This window comes from Brevibacterium aurantiacum (assembly GCF_007558825.1).
GTDB lineage: Bacteria > Actinomycetota > Actinomycetes > Actinomycetales > Brevibacteriaceae > Brevibacterium > Brevibacterium aurantiacum_A.
The window spans coordinates 48,802-68,472 of record NZ_VLTK01000002.1 but is presented as its reverse complement, the minus strand read 5'-3'; the positions used below and the strand labels follow the sequence as shown (position 1 = coordinate 68,472).

The window sequence follows — 19,671 nt, the reverse complement described above, 5'->3', positions numbered from 1 at the left end:
TCATAGACAATGCCGATTGCGGCGAGCCGATCTCATATCCTGGATCGCCTGCGGGCATCCGCCGAGGTGGTGAGTGCATGTCGCCCGTCGACGTACCCATGTGTCGCCGGACGCGGACTGTGCAGCTCGGCGTCGAACCCTAGGCTCGAACCATGAGTTCACATGCTGCCTTCGACGGGCACCCATCTGCCTTTCCACCCCAGCGTTCGCCACGTCCTCCACGACCGCTTCGGCGCCTCGGGCTGCCGCTGTGGGCGATCATCGCCCTCGCCCTGCTCGCCGTACCGCGCGTCGTCCTCCACGACCTCGACATCATCGCAGCCGGCACCCTGATAAACGCTGCCTTCGTCTTCGTGCCGATCCTCGTCTGGATCGGAGTCGTACTGTGGGCGTCGGTGCCGAACGCTTTCCTCACGCTGCTCGCGGTCGGAGTCTTCTACGGAGTCTTCCTGGCTGTGGGTCATCAGATCTTCTGGACTGCGCAATTCGACGGGGCGCCGCCCAGCCTCGGCGGGAATCTCTCGGATCTCGATCCGTTGGTATCGAACCTGATAGTTCGGACATTCGCCGCTGCCTCGAGCCTGATCACGGGCACTGCCGTCGGGGCTGGGGTCGGGCTCCTCACCTGGATCCTCGACCGACTGCTGAGACGCAGCCGTACAGAATCCGCCGCAGTGGAGCACGGTTGACGCAACCACCGACGCTCCGCCGGGCAGAGAGAATGCCGACCACACGTTGGTGCGATCGGCATTCTCAGGTTGCTGCGGAGTTCAGCTCAACGGTCGAGGTTTCCTTGGATGAAGGCTTCGACGGCATCGTGTGCTGCGTCGTCGCCCTTCTGCTCCGGGGGCGACTTCATGAAGTACGAGGATGCCGAGATGAGGGCTCCGCCGACACCGCGGTCGAGGCCGATCTTCGCCGCACGGACGGCGTCGATGATGACTCCGGCCGAGTTCGGTGAGTCCCAGACCTCGAGCTTGTACTCAAGCGACACCGGAGCATCACCGAAGTTGCGTCCCTCGAGGCGGACGAAGGCCCACTTGCGGTCATCGAGCCACTCGATGTAGTCGCTGGGTCCGATGTGGACGTTGCGGGGAGCGAGCTCGGCCGTCGTGTTCGAGGTCACGGCCTGGGTCTTCGAGATCTTCTTCGATTCGAGGCGCTTGCGTTCGAGCATGTTCTTGAAGTCCATGTTGCCGCCGACGTTGAGCTGGTATGTCCGATCAAGGACGACGCCGCGGTCTTCGAACAATTTGGCCATCACACGGTGGGTGATGGTCGCACCGATCTGGCTCTTGATGTCGTCGCCGACGATCGGCACACCGGCGGCACGGAACTTCTCGTCCCATTCCTTGGTGCCGGCGATGAAGACGGGCAGGGCGTTGACGAAGGCGACCTTCGCATCGATTGCTGCCTGTGCGTAGTACTCGACGGCCTCCTGCGAACCCACTGGCAGGTAGCAGACGAGAACATCGGCCTTCGCGTCGCGCAGCGCCTGCGCGACGTCAACCGGTTCGACCTCGGATTCGTCGATGGTCTCGCGGTAGTACTCGCCGAGTCCGTCCAGGGTCGGTCCGCGCTGAACCTCGACGCCGGTAGATGGCACCTCTGCGATCTTGATCGTGTTGTTCTCGCTGGCCGTGATCGCCTCAGCAATATCCGCGCCGACCTTTTTGCCGTCGACATCGAATGCGGCGACGAATTCGATGTCACCGACGTGATAGTCCCCGAATTCAACGTGCATGAGGCCCGGTACTTTACTGCCCGGGGCTGTCTCCCGGTAATACTCAACACCTTGGATCAGGGAAGAGGCGCAGTTGCCCAATCCGGCAATCGCGACTCGAATCGATTTCGTTCCCACGTCTGTGATATCTCCTTTGTCATTCCGGGTCTCCCCGAGCGTCGGGTCTCCCCGACTGGGGCCACCTTGGAATGACCCCGACTATTCATCTTAATGTCCTCGTCAAAACGGCGAGACGTCTTCGTCGAAACGGCGAGACGTGTGATCGGCTTGGCGGTTGGCCTCCGCCGATCGCGGTATGTGCGCTCAGCTGACGACGAGCGGTTCCAAAACCAGGTCCGGGTGATTCTTCTGCACACCCTGGAGCCGCCACCGATCCGAGAACAGGGCCAGCAGCTCACCGTCAGACCGGTGCAGAACTTCAACTGATCGTTCCCTTGCCAGAGTCGGCACGCATTCCGGTGTGGTGCGCCTGGCCAACGAGAAGTTGAGGCGCTCCAGCGCACAGGGTGCATGGAATTCGTTGTTCATCCGGTCCTCGGCGACCTCGAACTGCATCGGCCCGACGGCTCCGAGGACTGGGGCCTGGTCGCCGCGCAGGTCAGAGCGCAGCACCTGGATGACGCCTTCGTGGTCGAGCTGTTCGATGCCGCGGCGGAACTGCTTGTACTTCGAGGAGTCCTTGGCCCGGATGACCATGAAGTGTTCGGGAGAGAACGTCGGAATCCCGGGGAATTCGACCTTCTTGTCCAAGTAGAGCGAATCGCCGACTCGCAGAGCACTGGCGTTGACCAGACCGACGACGTCTCCTGGGAATGCTTCGTCGACGACGTCACGATCGCGGCCGAAGACCTGCTGCGCATACTTCGTGGCGAAGGGTTTGCCGGTCGCGGCGTGGGTGAGCACGGAACCGCGTTCGAAGACGCCGGAGCAGACACGGATATAGGCCAGCCGGTCACGGTGGTTGGAGTCCATTCCAGCCTGGACTTTGAAGACGAATCCGGAGAACGGATCGGCCACGTCACGGGGGTCATCGTCCTTGTCCAGCCGGGCCTCTGCAGCAGGTGCCAGGTCGACGAGCATGTCGAGGAGTTTGTGGATGCCGAAGTTGAGCACTGCCGAGGCGAACATCACCGGTGTCGATTTACCGGCCAGGAACGTCTCCTGATCGTGGTTCTGATCTTCCATGTCGAGGAGATCGGATTCGTCGACCGCGGTCTGCCAGGCATCACCTTCGAGCTCGATGGCTTTGTCCGCGGCGTAGGTCTCTTCCCCGGCGATGGCGGCACCGGCGTTGGTGCGGTCGTACTTCGTGTAGTCACCGGTGAGACGGTCAAGGACTCCTCTGAAGTCACCGGACTGTCCGACAGGCCAGGTCAGCGGGGTGGGCAGGAGGCCGGTGCGCTCCTGGACCTCGTCCATGAGCTCCAGAGCGTCGAGACCGGCACGGTCCCATTTGTTGACCACGGTGATGATCGGAATGTTGCGGTGGGCACAGACTTCGAAGAGCTTCATGGTCTGCGCCTCGAGGCCCTTGGCCGCATCGATGAGCATCACGGCGCAGTCGACGGCTGAGAGCACACGGTAGGTGTCCTCGGAGAAGTCCGCGTGGCCCGGGGTGTCAACGAGGTTGAAGACCGCATCCCGGTACTCGAACTGCAACGCGGCCGAGGAGATCGAGATGCCGCGGTCCTGCTCCATCTTCATCCAGTCGGAGACAGTTGCGCGGCGACCGGCCTTGCCGTGGGTGGCGCCTGCCTTGCCGATGGCTCGCGCGTGCAGAGCGAGCGCCTCGGTGGTCGTCGATTTACCCGCGTCGGGGTGCGAAATGACAGCGAACGTCCGGCGGCGAGCCGCCTGGGTTCGAATGTCCTTGTCAGAATACTGGCCAGAAGTCACCAAAATATCTTATCTCTCTTCTGTGACTGACCGGGTGTCCGGTCAGTCACAGTTGTGGTCGGTGCTCGTCTGCGGCTGAGTTGGGCGCGCGTCTGCGGCTGTGTTCGGCGCGCGTCTGCGGCTGTGTTCGGCCTGCGTGAGCGGTCCAGCAGGGGCGTCCAGCGTCCTGTCGGATTCTGCGTTTAGGCTGGGTGGCGATGAATGAGGAATTTGTTGAATACGCCGGACGCTCTGAACCGAAGGAACGCCTGCTCAAGGCCCTACCGCTGATTCTCGCAGCGATCCTCGGCATCCCCTTCCTCGTGTTGGCGATCAAGTTCTCACTCGAGATCGGTCAGGTCACCAGCTACCTCTTCGACCTCGGAACCTCCGGCCTGGAGGCCTTCAGCATGGTGATGCTCAGTCTCTCCGGTGCATTCTGCCTCGTCTTCTACCTCGTGTTCCTGTTCATCGGCACCCGCCGGCGAACGTGGAAGTGGCGCATCTGGTGGTCTGTCGCGGCGTTCCTGGCCGCCGCCATCCTCCCCATCTGGTGGCTGTTCGCCGGCTACTTCACCTCCGCTCCCGCCTAGCTTCGCAGCCGCGTCGTCCGGCGCTCATCAGTGCTCGGAACTCGGCACCTCTATTACACAACTCACCCCACACCCGCAGCACCAGAACATCTCGTTGCAAAGGTACGTTCAGCGACTGACGGCACAGGGTGCGTGCAGGTAGCGTGCGCGTCACAACTGTGCGAGGGCCTTTGCGATCCTCTTCTCCGACACCGGGTGGGCCGTTCCCAGCGAGTTCGCGTAGAGGCTGACGCGGAGCTCCTCGAGCATGATGATCACGTCCCGCCACTCACTGGGCACCGAGACCACAATCTTCGACCAGTCTGACTTGGCCAGTTCGGGGAACCTGTTGCCGACCTTCTTCATCACAGAGTCGGCGCTGCCGCTGACACGGTCCATGAGCTGCTTGTCACGCATCGGCGAGTTCTGCATTCCGTCGATGCGGACCACCTCCGCCTGCACCCACCTCGGCAGGTCGCGAACCATCTGCCCGGACATCGCGGCAACCGACGCACCCGTGACTCGCGATCCGCGCCATGCCTGCACATCGGCGAGGTTGGACAGGATCGCCAGGGACGAGGCCTTCGACACATGCCGGTCGAGTTCGCTCGTGGACCGCAGCGCCTTCATCAGGTGAGGCAGCATGTTCGAGCAAATGTCGGTCAGCGTGGCCTGCATGGTGGTTTCGAGACGTCTGAACTCATCGGCATCTGCCACCCAGGCGGTCTCTGCTGGTCCCAAATCAGTCTCGACGACAGTGCGGATGCCGGCTCTGATGAGTGCGTGGAGCATTTCGTCCGAGGACTTCTGGTGGCCGGCGAGGACGAGTTTCTCATCGGTCGTCAGTCCGTCTCGCAGGTATTTCAGTGACTCGGTCGTGCGCAGGCTCAGCAAGGTGATCAATCCCTCACGCGAGGCCAGGCGCGACTGGGCAGCTGTGTCGAAGGCGATGAGGTCGACGCTGCTGCCACGGTCGGCCAGGCCCGGTACTGCACCGACTTCTGCCTCGTCTGGGTCGGTCAGTGTGGCGAACGACCATGAGGTCAGCCCGGTTCTGGCGTTGAACGAAACCTGCTTCGCCCGAGCCTTGCGCACCTGGGGCTTCGCCGTCGCCGTCAGTGTATTCAGATCCTCGCCGATACCGACTGTGGTCGTCCCGTCGATGACGCGGAATCGGATCCTCAGGTGCGGTGGAATGCGGTCGTGGTCGAAGTCCTCGGCGGTAACGGTGATGGGCACCAGGTCGTTCAGACCTCCCCCGCCTGCGCGTTCGCTCAGCTGAGCCGCGAGCACCTCGGGCAGAGCCCCGCGATAGGGGGTGAGGACAGGCAGGATGTCGCGGGCGACGTCCGGTGCGGGCACGAAGTAGCGGCGCTTGTTCTTCGGCAGCGACCGAATGTAGGCCGCGACGAGTTCCTCCCGCAGTCCCGGGACCTGCCAAGTGAATTCGTCGGAATCCACGAGGGGCACTGAGGCTGCAGGCAGCTCGACGGTCACCCCGTCCTCGGTGCTGCCTGGTTCGAAGGAGTATCGCAGCTTCGCCATCGAACCGTCGACCAGTTCCCATTCCATCGGGAAGTCGTCGGCCACCGAGGCGGTCAGTTCCTCACTGTCGTCGCTGAGCAGGATCGACGTGGTCAGATCCAGCAGATGCGAGTCGCGACGCTTCTGCTTCTTCCACCAGGAGCGGAAGTCCGCCGCCGAGGTGGTCGTGGCCGGTATCCGCTCATCGTAGAACTCGAAGAGGGCGTCGTCCTGATCCAGGACCCTGCGGTTGCGTGTGCGTGAGGCCAGCGCCTCTGCCTCATCGATGATCGTCGCATTGTGGTCGAGGAATCCGAAGCGTTCGTGCCAGTCACCTTCGATGAGGCCCTTGCGGATGAACATGTCACGCGCAGCCTCCCGGTCGAAGGTGCCGTATCCGACGCGGCGGTCGGAGACGAGGGTGACGCCGTAGAGCGAGATCTTCTCATAGACCATCGAGCCGCCGGCCTTCTTCGACCAGTGCGGGTCCGAATACTGTCTGGTCACCAGGTCACCGGCCGCTTCGACGACCCAATCGGGTTCGATCGCTGAGACGGTGCGTGCCCACAGCCTGGAGGTTTCGACCAGCTCGGCGGCCATGACGAAGTCGGGCTTCTTCTTGAACAGACCAGAACCGGGGAAGATCGCGAAGCGGGTGCCTCGGGCCCCCTGATAGTCCTTGTTGCGCTCGGACCTGGAGCCGATCATCGACAGCAGCCCGGTCAGCAGGGCACGGTGAATGGCCGCGGCATGCGGGTCGAGCCGCGCGCTGGCAGCACTCTGCCCGGAGTCATTCGCGTCGTCGTGTCCTCCGTTCTTCTTGGCGCTGCGCTTCTGCGCACTGAGTTCGGCGAATCCGACCTTGCCGTTGGCGCTTTTCGCCCCTGTCGCCGCTGCGGCAGTGTTCGAGGTGGACCCGGGCCTCGCCTCGGCGGGGCCATTGGGCCCAGAAGTCGAGCCGGACGACGGCGAATTCTCGGCAGCAGACGCGTCGACCGGGCGCCACACAGATTTGTTGACGCGGATGCCGGCGGATCCGAGCAGAGAGCGCAGCTGGCCGACGAGGTCCTGCCATTCGCGGATGCGCACGAAGTTGAGGAATTCGGCCTTGCACTGGCGACGGAACTTCGAACTCGTCAGCGTCGATTGCTGGTCGTCCAGGTAGTTCCACAAGTTGAGGTATGAGAGGAAGTCACTGCCCGGGTGGGTGAAGCGGGCGTGCTTCTCGTCGGCGGCGGCTCGCACCTCGGTGGGACGTTCGCGGGGGTCCTGAATGGACAGCGCGGCCACGATGATGGTGACCTCTCCCCCATATCCCGCCTCGGCGCCGGCAATGACCATGCGTGCCAGCCTCGGGTCGATCGGGAGCAGTGACAGCTGCCGACCGGTGGGGGTGACCGTGATCGTTCCGGCCTTATCGCTGGTCAGGGCACCCAGTTCGGAGAGCATGGTGCGTCCGTCACGGACGGCCTTGGCCTCCGGCGGAGTGAGGAACGGGAATTCGAGGATCTCCTTGTCACTCGACGCGAACCCGAGGTCGGTCATCTGCAGGATGACGCTGGCCAGGTTGGTGCGCAGGATCTCCGGGTCGGTGAACTCGGGTCGCGAGTCGAAGTCAGCTTCCGAATACAGGCGAATGCAGATGCCGTCGCTGGTACGGCCCGAGCGGCCCTTGCGCTGGTTCGCGCTCGCCTGGGAGATGCGTTCGATCGGCAGACGTTGGACGCGGGTGCGGTTGGAGTACCGGGAGATGCGGGCGGTGCCGACGTCGATGACGTATTTGATGCCGGGCACGGTCAGTGACGTTTCGGCGACGTTCGTGGCCAGCACGAGGCGTGGCCTGGAGTGGGGTTTGAAGACCTTCTGCTGTTCACCTGCGGAGAGTCTGGCGAAGAGCGGCACGACCTCCCAATTGCTCAGGCGTGGCCGTTTGCGCAGGTGGGCCTCGAGAGCATCCGCGGTATCGCGGATCTCGCGTTCGCCGGAGAGGAAGACGAGGATGTCGCCGGGATCTTCGGCGCTGAGTTCGTCGAAGGCTGCGATGATGCCTTCGGTCTGTTCCTCCGGCCCAGTTTCGTAGCTTCCTGACTCCCCCGGTCCATCGACCTCGTCATCTTCCTCGTCGTCGACGAGCGGACGGTAGCGCACTTCGACCGGATAGGTTCGGCCAGCGACCTCGATGATCGGTGCGTCGTCGAAGTGCGCGGCGAAGGACTGCGGATCAATCGTCGCCGAGGTGATGATGACCTTGAGCTCAGGCCGTTTCCCCATCACTTCTTTGAGGTAGCCGAGGAGGAAATCGATGTTGAGGCTGCGTTCGTGAGCCTCGTCGATGATGATGACTTCGTAGTCGCGCAGCAGTTTGTCCCGAGAGAGCTCTGAGAGCAGGATGCCGTCGGTCATGACCTTGACTCGGGTCGAATCCGCGACCTGCGCGGTGAAGCGAACTTGGTAGCCGATAGTCCCGCCGAGGTCCTCACCGAGCTCGTCGGCGATGCGATCGGCCACGGTCCTGGCGGCGATTCGCCGAGGCTGTGTGTGCCCGATCAGTCCGTTGACTCCCAGCCCCAACTCGAGGCAGATCTTGGGCAGCTGGGTGGTCTTGCCCGATCCCGTCTCACCCGCGACGATGACGACCTGGTTGTCACGGATGGCCGCGGCGATCTCGTCCTTCGCCGCGGAGACCGGCAGGTTGGACGGGTAGGTGACATCGACGGACTGTGACCGGCGGGCAGCGGTCAGCCGTGCCCGGCGCTCCCGGTGACCGGCACCGGTGTTCTTGCGCCGCTGATTCTTCCGCCGAGGCGAGCGCTTGCCCGACTGGGAGCCCTTGGGTGAGGGCTGAGAGTCTTGGCGCGGCGTTTGCGCGTCCTTGCTCGGGGTCGACGTTTCAGTGCGCGGGGTCGAGGATGCTGAGTTCTCATGTGCCATTTCAGTCCCAGCTTATCGCCTGACCCGCCGAGGTAGGCACCTCCCGTGGGTGCACGCATCCAGTCCCACGTGCGCGGACTCGCCCGGCAGCGGTGTTCGAGGGTGCTCAGGCGTTATCGGCCAACGACCGCAGCTTGGCGAGGTAGGCCTCCCAGTCATGGCCCTCCGGCATGTTCAGACTGCGCGGGTTGAGTCCGACCTGCTCGTCGATGCTTTCGCGAACGATGTCGACCTGTCCGACATGCCGCGCAAGGTCCACGATGACGTGAACCATGATCTGCTGCAGAGACACTGCAGCCTTCTCCGTCGGCCAATGTGGAACCGTGCCCTGCGCATCGAGAGAGTGCGTGTCGATGGTTTCGTCGGCGAAGGTCCACACACGTCTGTAGAAGTCGATGACGGATTCCGCCGTTTCGCTCTCCGTCGCGTACCAGTCGGCCTGCGGATCGGCTTCGAACTGCTCATAGGAGACGGTCTCGGCGGGGTTCGGCCAGGGCCTGCCGAAGGTGTCGCCGAAGTACCCGATCTCCACGTTGGCCATATGTTTGACGACACCGGCGAGATTGAGGCCCGTGCCCGTGCGCGGCAGCCGCCGGTCACGTTCGTCGAGACCGTCCAACTTCCACATCAGATCGTTGCGGCATGTCTGCAGGTGGTTCTTCAGGATCGTCTTCATCGCATCGTCGCGGGCCATGTCTCCAGTCTGCCGTACCGGCGAGAAGAAGAACAGAGTCTTCCCGCCGGTGCGGCAGGCGACATCTCATCCGCCCCAGAGCGGAGCCAGGCTCGAATAGAGCTGCTGAACGCCGAGGATGATGAAGAGCAGCGCTGTGATGGCCAGAGCGATATTGGTGTGCAGCTTGTTGGCCCACTTCTTCGGGATCTTCTTACCATTGAGAAGACCGAGCAGTGTGATTGCCAGGAACGGCATGAACAGCGATCCGAGCACACCGTAGGCCAGGATCAGACCGATCGGCTTGCCCAGCAGGAAGAGCAGCATGGGTGGGAAGGTCAGCCACAACACGTAGAACTTGAAGTACTTTCCGCCGGTCAGCGTGTCGGGGTGACCGCTGGGCCTCTTGCGCATGTGTCCCCAGAAGTCGGCGAACATGAGCGACACACCGTTCCACACTCCGATGATCGAGGAGAAGGATGCGGCCCAGAAGCCGACGAGGAAGCCGGTTCCGACCACATCGCCGTATTTGGCTTTGAGGACTTCTGCGAGTTCGATCAGACCCTTGTCATCGGCAGAGATGGAGACTCCGGCTGCGCGCACGACCTCGGCTCCGACGATGAGCATAGCGATGACGAAGATTCCTGTCAGCACGTAGGCCATGGAGTTGTCGATGCGCATCACACGCATCCATTTGGGTGTGTGCCAGCCCTTCTCACGCAGCCAGTATCCGTAGGCAGCCAGGGTGATGGTGCCGCCGACACCGCCGGCCAGAGCCAAGGTGTAGATGACGCCGCCTTCCGGAATCAGCGGGATGAGTCCGGTGAGCATTTCCGGAATGTTGGGAACGGCGATGATGGCCAGGCCCACAACGGTGACGAACATGATTCCGACGAGGGCCGCGGTGATCTTCTCGAAGACGGAGTACCGCCCGAACCAGACCATGGCGAAACCGGCCAGGCCCATGAGGATCGCCCAGACTGTGAGGTTGACTCCTGGAAACAGTGCGGCCAGAGGGAGCGCGGCAGAACTCATCGCGGTGGCACCGTAGACGAATCCCCAGATGATGATGTAGGGCCCGAAGTACCAGGTCGTCCACCGTCCCAGAGACGTCCAACCTTCGAAGATCGTCTTCCCCGTGGCCAGAGTGAATCGACCAGCGCCCTCGACGAGGACGATCTTGAGGATCACACCGACGATCACCGCCCACATCAGTCCGTAGCCGAACTGGCTGCCGGCTACAAGAGTCGCCACCATGTCGGCGGCGCCGACACCGGTCGCGGCCACGACCAGGCCGGGGCCGATCACCTTCCATTTGGCTGGCCCCTGGGCCTCGGGCACACCCGTGCCTGCACCTGGGTCTGCCGGACCGGGGGCTGTCGGATCGCCGGGACCGGATGGCTGCGGCCCGTTTTCACTGTCAGTCATGTAGCGTCTTCACCTTCATCTTCGGCTGCACCGCCCGCACCACTGACATCGAACTCACCGTCGCGCCCACATCGCACTACCGGCGACTTCGCGTCTGGAGGCGAACTTCAGCGGAAATCGTCGTACCTTGACATGGTATTCGACCACAGCAGTTATCCTCGATACGTGACCCACGACGACTCACGCAGCAGGATCGCCCGTCAGATATTTCCCGACGGCGAAGATCCCGATCCGCGTTTCACCCTCGCCAACGAACGCACATTCCTGTCATGGATCCGCACGGCGCTGGCATTCATCGGCGGCGGCATTGCGGTCGAGGCCTTCACCTCGGAGATCTTCACCTCTGGCCTGCGTGCGACCCTATCGATCGTGCTCATGGTCATCGGATTCATCCTCGCCGCCGGTGCGGCATTCAGATGGCACCGCATCGAATCGGCCATGCGCCACAAGACGTCGCTGCCGCTGCCTCTCATCATTCCCATCGTCAGCCTGGCCACCGCATTGGGTGCCGGCCTCCTCGTACTGGTCTTCGCCGGAGTCCTATGACCACTCCGCGCCCCAGACGGCCCCAGCCACATGCCGATCCGGGCCTGCAACCCGAGCGGACGACCCAGTCCTGGCTGCGCACCAGCCTGACGATGACCGTTGTCAGCCTCCTGTTCATCCGCTGGATCAACGTGTTCGAAGGACTGTCTGTCGTGATCTTCGTCGTCTGCATCGCATTGGCGATCGCTGCGATCGCCCTGCAGGTCAGGCGTTACCGCCTCGGAGCGGGGTCCATTCGCGCCGAACGGGGGCGTCCGACCCCCTGGGCGATCCTCTTCCTCACGAGCTCGGTCTGCCTCATCGCCGTTCTCGGAATCGCCTCGGTCATCAAGATCTCCCTTGGTTGACGTTCCTCGTTGTGAGACCGCCGTCCGGTTCCCGCCCGGCGTTGCCTAAACTGGACGTCATGAAGGACGCACGTGAAGTTTCGACCGCCCCACTTGTCGCCGCAGGTCTCGTCGGCGGATTCCTGACCGCCCGCGAGACCGGGATCCGCCCCCTCGGCGGAGTCGTGCTCGCAGCCGCCGGCGCCTACGCGGCCCGCACCTGGTTCACCAAGGCGGGCTGGCCCGTCGGCACGGCGCTGACCTTGGGCTACCTCGGCGGGTTCGGAGCCTCTCATCCCTTGGCGAAGAAGATCGGTGCCTGGCCCGCTGTGTTCAGCGTCGCCGCCGTGACTGCGACAGCTGCCTATGCAGCCGTCGACTCTGCTACCACCGACTGACCCCGCCACCGCCGCCTGACCCCACCATCACCGTCTGCCTCGGCCGAAGCCGACTGACCCGGAAAGCGAGGACCACCGGTAGCCCATGCTGGCTGTTTTCGAAGGCTTCGCCGTCATCGCAGGTGTCATCCTGGTCGGATTCGTGCTGGGACGATCCGAAGTCCTCGGGCCCAACGGTCAGCAGGTCATCGCGAAGCTGGTCTTCTATGCCGGTACTCCCACCCTGCTCTACGTCACCGTTGCCGACACCGATCTCGGGCTGATCTTCAACACAGCGCTCCTGGCCACGGGCGGGTCCGCCGTGATCGTGGGCGTGCTGCTGTTCGTGCTCACCCGATACATCCGCAAACGCAGCACCGGCGAGGCGATGTTCTCCGCCTGGGCTGTCAGCTACGTCAACATCGGCAATCTCGGCATCCCGATTGCGGCCTACGTCCTCCATGATGTCGGATATGTCGCGCCTGTGCTGCTGTTCCAGCTGCTCATCCTCGCCCCCATCGGCATGGCCGTTCTCGACGCCGCGGGGAAGAAGAAGCACGATCAGCGCTGGTACTCCGGCGTGCTCCAGATCCTCCGCAACCCCATTGTCCTGGGTGCAGCCGCCGGTGTGGCCGCCTCGGCGACGGGTTTCGAACTTCCGCGCTTCATCTTCGAGCCCATCGACATGATCGGCGCCACTGCGGTCCCCGGAGCACTGCTGGCCTTCGGCATCTCACTCAAGGACGGTTGGGGACTGCCTGCTCGCGGAACCAGGAAGCAGCTGACGTACATCACGATCGCCAAACAGGTCATCCAGCCTGCTCTGGCCTGGGTCATCGGCGGTCCCCTGCTGGGATACTCCGGCATCGCTCTGTTCGCCATCGTCGTCACTTCGGCACTGCCCACGGCGCAGAACGTCTACATCTACTCCATGCAGTACCGACAGTCCGAGGCGCTCATGCGTGATGCGGTCTTCATCACCACCGTTCTGGCAGTGCCGACACTCGTCATCATCGCTGCCCTGCTGGGCTGACTGCCCAGCCCCATTGAGTTGCCTGACCAGCCCCATTGAGTTGCCTGACCAGCCCCAACGGGTGGACCGCCAGGCCCTGCTGAGTTGAGCGACCGGCCCACTGGACTACCCGACCGGGCGGCCGCGGGGAAGAATTCGGGACGACGGGCCACCTCGGCGATCCCGTTCGCCTCAGTGATCTGGGGGTCTGTGGCGTGTCGGAGCCTGCTTGCCCATCCGGGTCACTGACAATGGGAACGTGGCTGGAGACAAGAAGAACGAGACCGAAGACCTCCTGAGCAGGCGGATGAGTTCAGGATCCAGTAGTGCTGCCGAAAAGCAGACGGAACCTCCGCTGGAGGCCGCGAACGATCCTTCGACCGACACCGAGGCGTTCGATCCGATCCGAGAGCCGATCGCCAAGGACGAGCCCAAGCCCTCAACTGGGCCGGTGCACGTTGCGCCCGCTCACTCGTCGCATCCCCCAGAGACCGCCCGGACCCGCGAAGTGCCTGCCAACGCTCGCACTGCTGTGATGAGCGAAGCTGACTGGGCCGCCGTGACTCACGCCGCGACGTCCACCGAGACTCATGACCCTGAGGTGCCCGAACGCCGCCGCAGCGTCCTCGATGTCATCGGCACCATCTGGATCACACTGGCCATACCGTTCATCCTCCTGGCCTTGGCCGTGCGCTTCGTCGCCTCCGGACTGTTCATCAAGTTCGAGTACTTCCGCCCAGGATTCCCGGCCGACCAGTTCGGCTTCGGCAGCGCCGACCGCGAACACTACGCCACCTACGTCATCGACTACCTGGCGAACCTCGACTCACGGCGTTACCTCGCCGATGTGATCATGCCCAATGGCGAGCCCATCTTCATCTCCGAAGAGCTCAATCACATGGCCGACGTCAAGGACCTCATCTCACTGCTGTACCTGATTGCGATGATCGGTCTCATCGGCGCGGTCCTCTTCGGCCTCTACATGTCACGCAGACATGGCATGGGAATCCACGTCGGGCTGCGTTTGGGCGCCATCATCAGCATCATCGCCATGGCCGCCGCGGCAGTGCTGGCATTCCTCGGGTGGGATACCTTCTTCCGCGGATTCCACAAAGTCTTCTTCTCCGACGGGACCTGGGAGTTCTACAGCGACGATTCCCTCATCCGACTCTTCCCGCCCCAGTTCTGGGTCGACGCGGGAATTGCCGGAGGCGGACTCTTCGTCCTCCTGGCCATCGTCCTCTTCTGGCTCAGCTTTGCCGGCCACAAGAAGCGCCGTGCGCTGAAGAAGGCCCGGCGAGAAGCCTGAGCACCATGGGCATCGCGCCCAAGTGAAAACTGCGGACTCTGTCCGCTCCACAATTCCGGCCGGGTGGTCTTTCCCCTTCCACCCGGCCGCAGCACGTTCATCCGCCAGCTTCGTACCGGTCGACTTACTTTGGCAATGCCGTCAGCGTCCCCTGCCAATCCGGTCAGGAAGAAGTCGATTCCTTGCCGTCACCGATGATGGGCACTAGCGTCGAAGACGGAAGTCGATTCAGTCGTTTCCACATCGTCGCACCTCACTGGTGCGACAGCTGTTGCTTTGATCGATGAGAGGAGCAGAGCAATGAGCAAAGAGAACAAACTCCGCAAGGCGGCCGAAACACTCGACGAGGCCTTCGAACCAGCCGCCGGAACATCCGACATAGCCGACAGCGCCCACGTCGGATACACCGAAGATGAGTCGGAGGAGCGCCTGGAGGAGGTCGCCTCCGAACAGGGCGTCAGTCTCAAGCAGAACCCCGACGGATCGCATACCGCCACAGATGAATCCAAGGCCAGGAGAACAGACGTGACGAGCGGCGATACCAAGGCCGACGAGTTCCCCGCTTCCGAGCCCCCGGACTGATATGTGGGCACACCGTCGGCGGCTTCACACCGTCGACGATTGCTCAATCGTCGATGGTTGCTCAGTCGTCGATGGATGCTCAGTCGTCGATGGATGCTCAGTCGTCGACGGCGTCGCGTCCGCGGCGGACGATGATCGGGTCGGGTTCGTAGACGATCGAGGTGTCCTTGTCCTCGTAGTCGAACTGGTTGAGGAAGTAGCGCAGCGCGTTGAGTCGTGCCCGCTTCTTGTCATTGCTCTTGATGGTGATCCACGGAGCATGATCGCTGTCTGTGCGACGGAACATCTCTTCCTTCGCCGCGGTGTAGTCGTCCCAGCGATCTAAGGACTCAAGGTCCATGGGAGACAGTTTCCACTGTCTCACCGGGTCGATCTGGCGAATCGCGAAACGGGTCCGCTGTTCCCGCTGGGTCACGGAGAACCAGAACTTGGTGACATGGATGTCGGAGTCGATGAGCATCTTCTCGAACACCGGTGCCTGTTCCATGAACGTCTCGTACTCGTAGTCCGTGCAGAAGTTCATGACCCGCTCGACGTTGGCCCGGTTGTACCAGGACCGGTCGAACATGACGATCTCACCGTTGGTGGGCAGGTGGCTGATGTAGCGCTGGAAATACCACTGCCCTGCTTCCTTGTCCGAGGGCTTGTTCAAGGCCACGACGCGTGCCGCACGCGGATTGAGATGCTCGGTGAAGCGCTTGATCGTCCCACCCTTGCCGGCAGCGTCACGGCCTTCGAAGACGATGACGTGCTTACGGTCGGTGTCTTGCCCCCAGTACTGGAATTTCAGCAGCTCCACCTGCAGCTGGTACTTCTCGAGCTCGTATTCCTCCCGGTCCATGAGTTCCGGGTACGGGTAGCCCTCACGCCATGTCTCGACCGCACGCCCCATCGGATCGATGAGATGCGGGTCCGCGGTGTGTGAGTCCTCGACCTGATAGCCCTCGATTCGAAGCTTGTCGATGTATTCGCGCAGATTCTCATTGAGCAGGTTATTCACGGGCGCTCCTTCACATCGACAGCAACAGTCTTCGTCAGCGGCTTGGCCTCGTCATCTCGCGGTCGTCACCAGTCTTCAGGCACAGTACTGAGCAAAGATGAACATCAGGTTATCCGATCGATGTCCTGTTTTGGAATGATCCCAAGGCTGAGGAGAGGCGCCGCCGCGACGATGGCAAATGACAGCGGATAGCCGAACACAGTGATCAGCGCTCCGAATCCCGGACCCAAGATCGCGGACACGACGAACTGTCCAGTGTTCTGCGTGCCCATGGCCTTGCCCGACCATTGCGGTCCGGCAGCCTCGGCGACCGAGGCGAAGGCCAGCCCGTTGTCGGCCACCGAGACCGTAGACGCCAAAATGAACACCACTGTCGCCACAGCGGGCATCGGCGTGAGTGAGATCAACGCGATCGCTGCCACGAGAACGAAGGCCGCAATGGCTACGATCCGCATCAGGCCGACCCTGGAACCGAGCCGATCGGAGAGGCCACCGACTATCATGCGTCCGATTGCTCCCACGATCTGAGAGGCCGCGACGATGCCGCCGGCGATGCCGACGCTGATGTGCTGGTTCGCGATGAGCCAGATGAGGCCATAGGTGGAGAACGCGAACTGCGGAATCACCAGCAGCGCGGAGACGGCGTGGATCCGCCACAGGAACGAATCCATCCGGTAGGGATTGCTCGTCGAGGTGGGCGTTTCCACCTCTCCCAGCGCCGAGGCGGGCCCTGGCCGGGCATCATCGGTGGACGTGGGTACGGGGGTGGGTGCCACCGCTGCGCGGGGAGGATCCCGGACGAGCCCGAAGCAGATCACGGCCATGACACCGGTGACGATGACGATGAACCACAGGTACCCGGTGAACCCGCTGGATGAGGCGATGGGTGGGACACTCAGGGCGGCCACGCTGGTGCCCAGCGGCTGCGACATCTGTCTGATGCCCATGGCCAATCCACGCCGGTGGCGGGGAAACCAGCCCATGACCACTCGCCCGCTGGCCGAGTTCACGGACGCGGCGGCCGCTCCGGAGGCTGCGATGATGACGACCATCCACACCGGTGAGCCGACCACAGCCACGGCCAGGCCCGAGGCCAGAGCAGTCAGGGCGATGCCCAGCGTCATGGCCAGTCGTTCGCCGAATCTGTCGGCGAAGGCACCCCAGGCGATGAGGGTGAGGATGAGGCCGAAGCTCGGTGCCGCGGCCACGGTGCCGGCTTGAGTCAGCGTGTAGCCGAGGTCCGTGTGCATATACGGAATCAGGAAGGCCGGACCGGTGATCGCGACAGTAGCTGCCATCTGTGACAGCACTCCGATGACGAGGATCACCCAGGCCTGTCTGCTGGGCGGGTTCTCTGTCATGAGTTTGAGACTAGCCGTCTCACATGCTATGCGTCGTTGTGTCTCAGATCGCGGCGGATGCCGCGCTGCCATGTCTCGGATCGCGGCAGTCCCCGATACCCTATAAAGTGAGTGCTGGACGCCGCGATAGCGGCGCTGGCATATCCCCCTATAGCCCAATCGGCAGAGGCAGTCGACTTAAAATCGATCAAGTGTGGGTTCGAGTCCCACTGGGGGGACCTTTTTCGCCCCGCCGTGCTCTACCCGTCATTCTCAGCCCGCCACGCGCTTCTCTCCTGCGTACAATCGGATCATCGCAGAGGGCAGTCAAAGGAGATTCATCGCCATGGCCGAGATCGTGCTCTACCATCACGTACAGGGACTCACCGACGGGGTCGCAGCATTCGCCGAGGAGCTGAGAGGTTCGGGACATACGGTGTACGTGCCCGACATGTTCGAGGGCCGTACGTTCGGATCCATCGAGGAGGGTTTCGCCTATGCCGGCGAGGCCGGATTCGACACGATCCGACAGCGTGGTGTCGCAGCCACACCATCGTCGAGTTCCGGGCTCGTCTACGCGGGTTTCTCCTTCGGAGTAGCCATCGCCCAGAGGCTCGCCCAAACCCAAGACGATGCCCGCGGCGCGCTTCTCATCGACGCCTGCCTGCCGGTCTCCGAATTCGGGCCCGCATGGCCTGAGAGCGTGCCGGTGCAGATCCATGGCAAGGAAGACGATGAGTTCTTCGAAGAGGACCTGCCCGCTGCCCGCGACCTAGCCGACTCCGCACCCTCGGCAGAGCTCTTCGTCTACCCCGGCGATCAGCATCTCTTCGCCGATTCCTCCTTGGACTCCTTCGACGCTGGCGCGACTGAGCTGTTGCTCGAACGGGTCCGTGGGTTCCTCGCCGCCGTCTGAACGTCCTGCGCGAGCCTGAAGGTTCGCATCCGGCCGTTCGCCCGGGCAAGATGGTGACATGACGAATGTGCTGCTCACTCCGCAGAATCCCCCTCTGTCCGTCGGCGATGAAAGAGATTCCCTCGTCGCTGCTACCCCGGGACCTGCCGTGCTCTTCGCGAATTCGGTCACCTCCGGCGAGGCCGGCCAAGGTTCAGCACCTGAGACATCCCAGACAGGGAGCACTCTGATCATGGGGTCGAACCGCCCGCTCGCCTACCGTGCAACCGGCGCCGGTTGGCACGAGCTCGGATACGAGGCAGCCGACCACTGGGAAGGCCTCTCCTCCGCACTGCGCCAGCGGCTGATCGCCGACCGAACGGCGCAGCTCAGCCGTGAGGAGTACTCCGTCACGACCAGCGGTGCGAGCGCGTCGATGATCACGAGCAATTGGACGTACTCCGGCTCTCCTCGCACGTACCGCGTCGCGGGTGAGCTTCGCGAACTCGCCGAAGTGCTCGCGGAGATCACCGGTGACTGAGTTCTGCCGGCGTGACTAGTATCGATCGACGGTCGGCGCCTCGACGCCGTCCGAATCCCCCAATGTGTGCTCGAACGCCTGCGTCCAGTCCCCGTTCTCGACTGCTTCTTCAATGGCATCATTGACGGCATTGCGGAGTTCAACGTCTCCCTTGGGCAGGCCGATTCCATAGTGGTCCTCGGAGAAGGGCTGACCGACGACAGTCAGCTCGTCCCCGCTCTGCGCGGCATATCCACGCAGGATTGCGTCATCGGTCGTCACCGCATCGACGGAACCCGATTGCAGGTCGGTCACACATTTTGACACCGTGTCATAGGTGACGAGCTCTGCTTCAGGATGCTCTTCGGCCATCCTCTGTCCAGGTACTCCCCCGACGGTGGCGCACACAGTCTTGTCGCTGAGGTCGTCGGGGCCAGCGATGTCTGAATCGGAGCGGACCATGAGATCTTGCCCTGTCGTGTAATAGGGGCCGGCGAAGTCGACGATCTTCTTGCGCTCATCATTGATGGTGTAGCCGGCCACGATGAGATCGACGTTGCCCTGCTGAAGAAACGTGTCCCGATTGGCGGTCACAGTTTCGACCCATTCGATGTCCTCAAGCGCGAAACCGAGCTGACCTGCCACGAGAGTTGCGATCTCGACATCGAAGCCTTCTGGAGCCTCGGCTCCTGCTGTGAGGTTCCCGATGCCCGGCTGATCGTGATAGACCCCGATTGTGATGGATCCCTGATCGTGTGCGCTCTTCCACGTCGGCGAGGCCGCAATGTCGGCGTCGTCTTTCACTTCGTACACTGGCCCGCCCTCACCGCCGTCGGGATCGGCCGGGGTACCGCCTTGACCACAACCACTCAGGACCAGCCCGAGCGCAGCTAACCCGATGACCCAGTTGACCTTGCGCATGCACACTCCTTTGTGAACTGTCAGCTGCTCCTCACCATTGAGCAGAAGTGTTCCGATCCTACCGGTGAAACGACGGAGCGCGTGACTGATCGGAGC

The 19,671-nt window shown here is 62.9% G+C and carries 18 protein-coding genes and 1 tRNA gene; 11 read left to right on the top strand and 8 right to left on the bottom strand.

Features of this window, described 5'->3' with window-relative positions; genetic code table 11:
• The first annotated feature begins 152 nt into the window (after positions 1-152).
• Positions 153-689, top strand: coding sequence for a hypothetical protein (locus tag FO013_RS02795; protein ID WP_260847945.1), 537 nt, complete (start codon positions 153-155; stop codon positions 687-689).
• Positions 690-775: 86 nt separating this feature from the next.
• Here the strand turns inward: FO013_RS02795 and FO013_RS02790 are convergent, their stop codons facing one another.
• Together FO013_RS02790 and FO013_RS02785 are read right to left on the bottom strand one after the other, a co-directional pair.
• Positions 776-1,861, bottom strand: coding sequence for an inositol-3-phosphate synthase (locus tag FO013_RS02790; protein ID WP_143921068.1), 1,086 nt, complete (start codon positions 1,859-1,861; stop codon positions 776-778).
• 186 nt (positions 1,862-2,047) lie between these two features.
• On the bottom strand, positions 2,048-3,640 hold the full coding sequence (locus tag FO013_RS02785) for a peptide chain release factor 3 (protein WP_143921067.1): 1,593 nt from the start codon (positions 3,638-3,640) through the stop codon (positions 2,048-2,050).
• A 197-nt stretch (positions 3,641-3,837) separates the two neighbouring features.
• Here FO013_RS02785 and FO013_RS02780 point away from each other — a divergent pair, with 197 nt between their 5' ends.
• The gene (locus tag FO013_RS02780; protein ID WP_143921066.1) at positions 3,838-4,212 is read left to right on the top strand and encodes a hypothetical protein; all 375 of its coding nucleotides are present in this window, start codon (positions 3,838-3,840) and stop codon (positions 4,210-4,212) included.
• A 150-nt stretch (positions 4,213-4,362) separates the two neighbouring features.
• Here the strand turns inward: FO013_RS02780 and hrpA are convergent, their stop codons facing one another.
• From hrpA to FO013_RS02765, 3 genes are all read right to left on the bottom strand, one after another.
• Entirely contained in the window at positions 4,363-8,646 is a 4,284-nt protein-coding gene (hrpA, locus tag FO013_RS02775) for an ATP-dependent RNA helicase HrpA (protein WP_260847944.1), read from the bottom strand.
• 106 nt (positions 8,647-8,752) lie between these two features.
• The gene (locus FO013_RS02770; RefSeq protein ID WP_143921065.1) at positions 8,753-9,340 is read right to left on the bottom strand and encodes a DinB family protein; all 588 of its coding nucleotides are present in this window, start codon (positions 9,338-9,340) and stop codon (positions 8,753-8,755) included.
• A 66-nt stretch (positions 9,341-9,406) separates the two neighbouring features.
• Positions 9,407-10,747 carry an Nramp family divalent metal transporter gene (locus FO013_RS02765; protein ID WP_222103565.1) on the bottom strand — a complete coding sequence of 447 codons (1,341 nt, stop codon included), beginning with the start codon at positions 10,745-10,747 and terminating at the stop codon, positions 9,407-9,409.
• Between the two features lie 132 nt (positions 10,748-10,879).
• On the opposite strand from FO013_RS02765, the gene FO013_RS02760 reads away from it, so the two are divergent.
• From FO013_RS02760 to FO013_RS02735, 6 genes are all read left to right on the top strand, one after another.
• Positions 10,880-11,293, top strand: a complete 414-nt coding sequence (locus FO013_RS02760) for a YidH family protein (protein WP_143921064.1) — start codon at positions 10,880-10,882, stop codon at positions 11,291-11,293.
• Entirely contained in the window at positions 11,290-11,640 is a 351-nt protein-coding gene (locus tag FO013_RS02755) for a DUF202 domain-containing protein (RefSeq protein ID WP_143921063.1), read from the top strand. Before FO013_RS02760 ends, FO013_RS02755 begins: the two co-directional genes overlap by 4 nt.
• A gap of 59 nt (positions 11,641-11,699) precedes the next feature.
• Positions 11,700-12,017, top strand: a complete 318-nt coding sequence (locus FO013_RS02750; protein ID WP_143921062.1) for a hypothetical protein — start codon at positions 11,700-11,702, stop codon at positions 12,015-12,017.
• A gap of 85 nt (positions 12,018-12,102) precedes the next feature.
• Positions 12,103-13,029, top strand: a complete 927-nt coding sequence (locus tag FO013_RS02745) for an AEC family transporter (protein WP_143921061.1) — start codon at positions 12,103-12,105, stop codon at positions 13,027-13,029.
• A gap of 238 nt (positions 13,030-13,267) precedes the next feature.
• Positions 13,268-14,317 carry a TIGR01906 family membrane protein gene (locus FO013_RS02740; RefSeq protein ID WP_143921060.1) on the top strand — a complete coding sequence of 350 codons (1,050 nt, stop codon included), beginning with the start codon at positions 13,268-13,270 and terminating at the stop codon, positions 14,315-14,317.
• Positions 14,318-14,617: 300 nt separating this feature from the next.
• Positions 14,618-14,899: a hypothetical protein gene (locus FO013_RS02735; RefSeq protein ID WP_143921059.1), complete on the top strand. Its 282-nt coding sequence runs from the start codon at positions 14,618-14,620 to the stop codon at positions 14,897-14,899.
• 97 nt (positions 14,900-14,996) lie between these two features.
• On the opposite strand, the gene ppk2 is transcribed toward FO013_RS02735, so the two are convergent.
• On the bottom strand, positions 14,997-15,899 hold the full coding sequence (ppk2, locus tag FO013_RS02730; RefSeq protein WP_143921058.1) for a polyphosphate kinase 2: 903 nt from the start codon (positions 15,897-15,899) through the stop codon (positions 14,997-14,999).
• 104 nt (positions 15,900-16,003) lie between these two features.
• On the bottom strand, positions 16,004-17,332 hold the full coding sequence (locus tag FO013_RS02725; protein WP_222103564.1) for an MFS transporter: 1,329 nt from the start codon (positions 17,330-17,332) through the stop codon (positions 16,004-16,006).
• A 72-nt stretch (positions 17,333-17,404) separates the two neighbouring features.
• Between FO013_RS02725 and FO013_RS02720 the strand changes: the two genes are divergently transcribed.
• The 3 genes from FO013_RS02720 to FO013_RS02710 all read left to right on the top strand — a co-directional run bounded on the left by FO013_RS02720 (position 17,405) and on the right by FO013_RS02710 (position 18,675).
• A tRNA-Leu gene (locus FO013_RS02720) sits at positions 17,405-17,478 on the top strand.
• 107 nt (positions 17,479-17,585) lie between these two features.
• Positions 17,586-18,155, top strand: a complete 570-nt coding sequence (locus FO013_RS02715) for a dienelactone hydrolase family protein (protein WP_143921056.1) — start codon at positions 17,586-17,588, stop codon at positions 18,153-18,155.
• Positions 18,156-18,213: 58 nt separating this feature from the next.
• Entirely contained in the window at positions 18,214-18,675 is a 462-nt protein-coding gene (locus FO013_RS02710; RefSeq protein WP_143921055.1) for a hypothetical protein, read from the top strand.
• A 15-nt stretch (positions 18,676-18,690) separates the two neighbouring features.
• On the opposite strand, the gene FO013_RS02705 is transcribed toward FO013_RS02710, so the two are convergent.
• Positions 18,691-19,575, bottom strand: coding sequence for a glutamate ABC transporter substrate-binding protein (locus tag FO013_RS02705; protein WP_143921054.1), 885 nt, complete (start codon positions 19,573-19,575; stop codon positions 18,691-18,693).
• Between the last annotated feature and the right edge of the window lie 96 nt (positions 19,576-19,671).

Excerpts from the sequence above, each read along its gene's own strand:
- FO013_RS02710 (WP_143921055.1), top strand. The coding sequence starts at position 18,214 with ATGACGAATGTGCTGCTCACTCCGCAGAATCCCCCTCTGTCCGTCGGC.
- FO013_RS02755 (WP_143921063.1), top strand. The coding sequence starts at position 11,290 with ATGACCACTCCGCGCCCCAGACGGCCCCAGCCACATGCCGATCCGGGC.
- FO013_RS02705 (WP_143921054.1), bottom strand. The coding sequence starts at position 19,575 with ATGCGCAAGGTCAACTGGGTCATCGGGTTAGCTGCGCTCGGGCTGGTC.
- FO013_RS02795 (WP_260847945.1), top strand. The coding sequence starts at position 153 with ATGAGTTCACATGCTGCCTTCGACGGGCACCCATCTGCCTTTCCACCC.
- FO013_RS02725 (WP_222103564.1), bottom strand. The coding sequence starts at position 17,332 with ATGGCAGCGCGGCATCCGCCGCGATCTGAGACACAACGACGCATAGCA.
- FO013_RS02765 (WP_222103565.1), bottom strand. The coding sequence starts at position 10,747 with ATGACTGACAGTGAAAACGGGCCGCAGCCATCCGGTCCCGGCGATCCG.
- FO013_RS02780 (WP_143921066.1), top strand. The coding sequence starts at position 3,838 with ATGAATGAGGAATTTGTTGAATACGCCGGACGCTCTGAACCGAAGGAA.
- hrpA (WP_260847944.1), bottom strand. The coding sequence starts at position 8,646 with ATGGCACATGAGAACTCAGCATCCTCGACCCCGCGCACTGAAACGTCG.
- FO013_RS02745 (WP_143921061.1), top strand. The coding sequence starts at position 12,103 with ATGCTGGCTGTTTTCGAAGGCTTCGCCGTCATCGCAGGTGTCATCCTG.
- FO013_RS02750 (WP_143921062.1), top strand. The coding sequence starts at position 11,700 with ATGAAGGACGCACGTGAAGTTTCGACCGCCCCACTTGTCGCCGCAGGT.
- FO013_RS02760 (WP_143921064.1), top strand. The coding sequence starts at position 10,880 with ATGGTATTCGACCACAGCAGTTATCCTCGATACGTGACCCACGACGAC.
- FO013_RS02715 (WP_143921056.1), top strand. The coding sequence starts at position 17,586 with ATGGCCGAGATCGTGCTCTACCATCACGTACAGGGACTCACCGACGGG.
- FO013_RS02770 (WP_143921065.1), bottom strand. The coding sequence starts at position 9,340 with ATGGCCCGCGACGATGCGATGAAGACGATCCTGAAGAACCACCTGCAG.
- FO013_RS02735 (WP_143921059.1), top strand. The coding sequence starts at position 14,618 with ATGAGCAAAGAGAACAAACTCCGCAAGGCGGCCGAAACACTCGACGAG.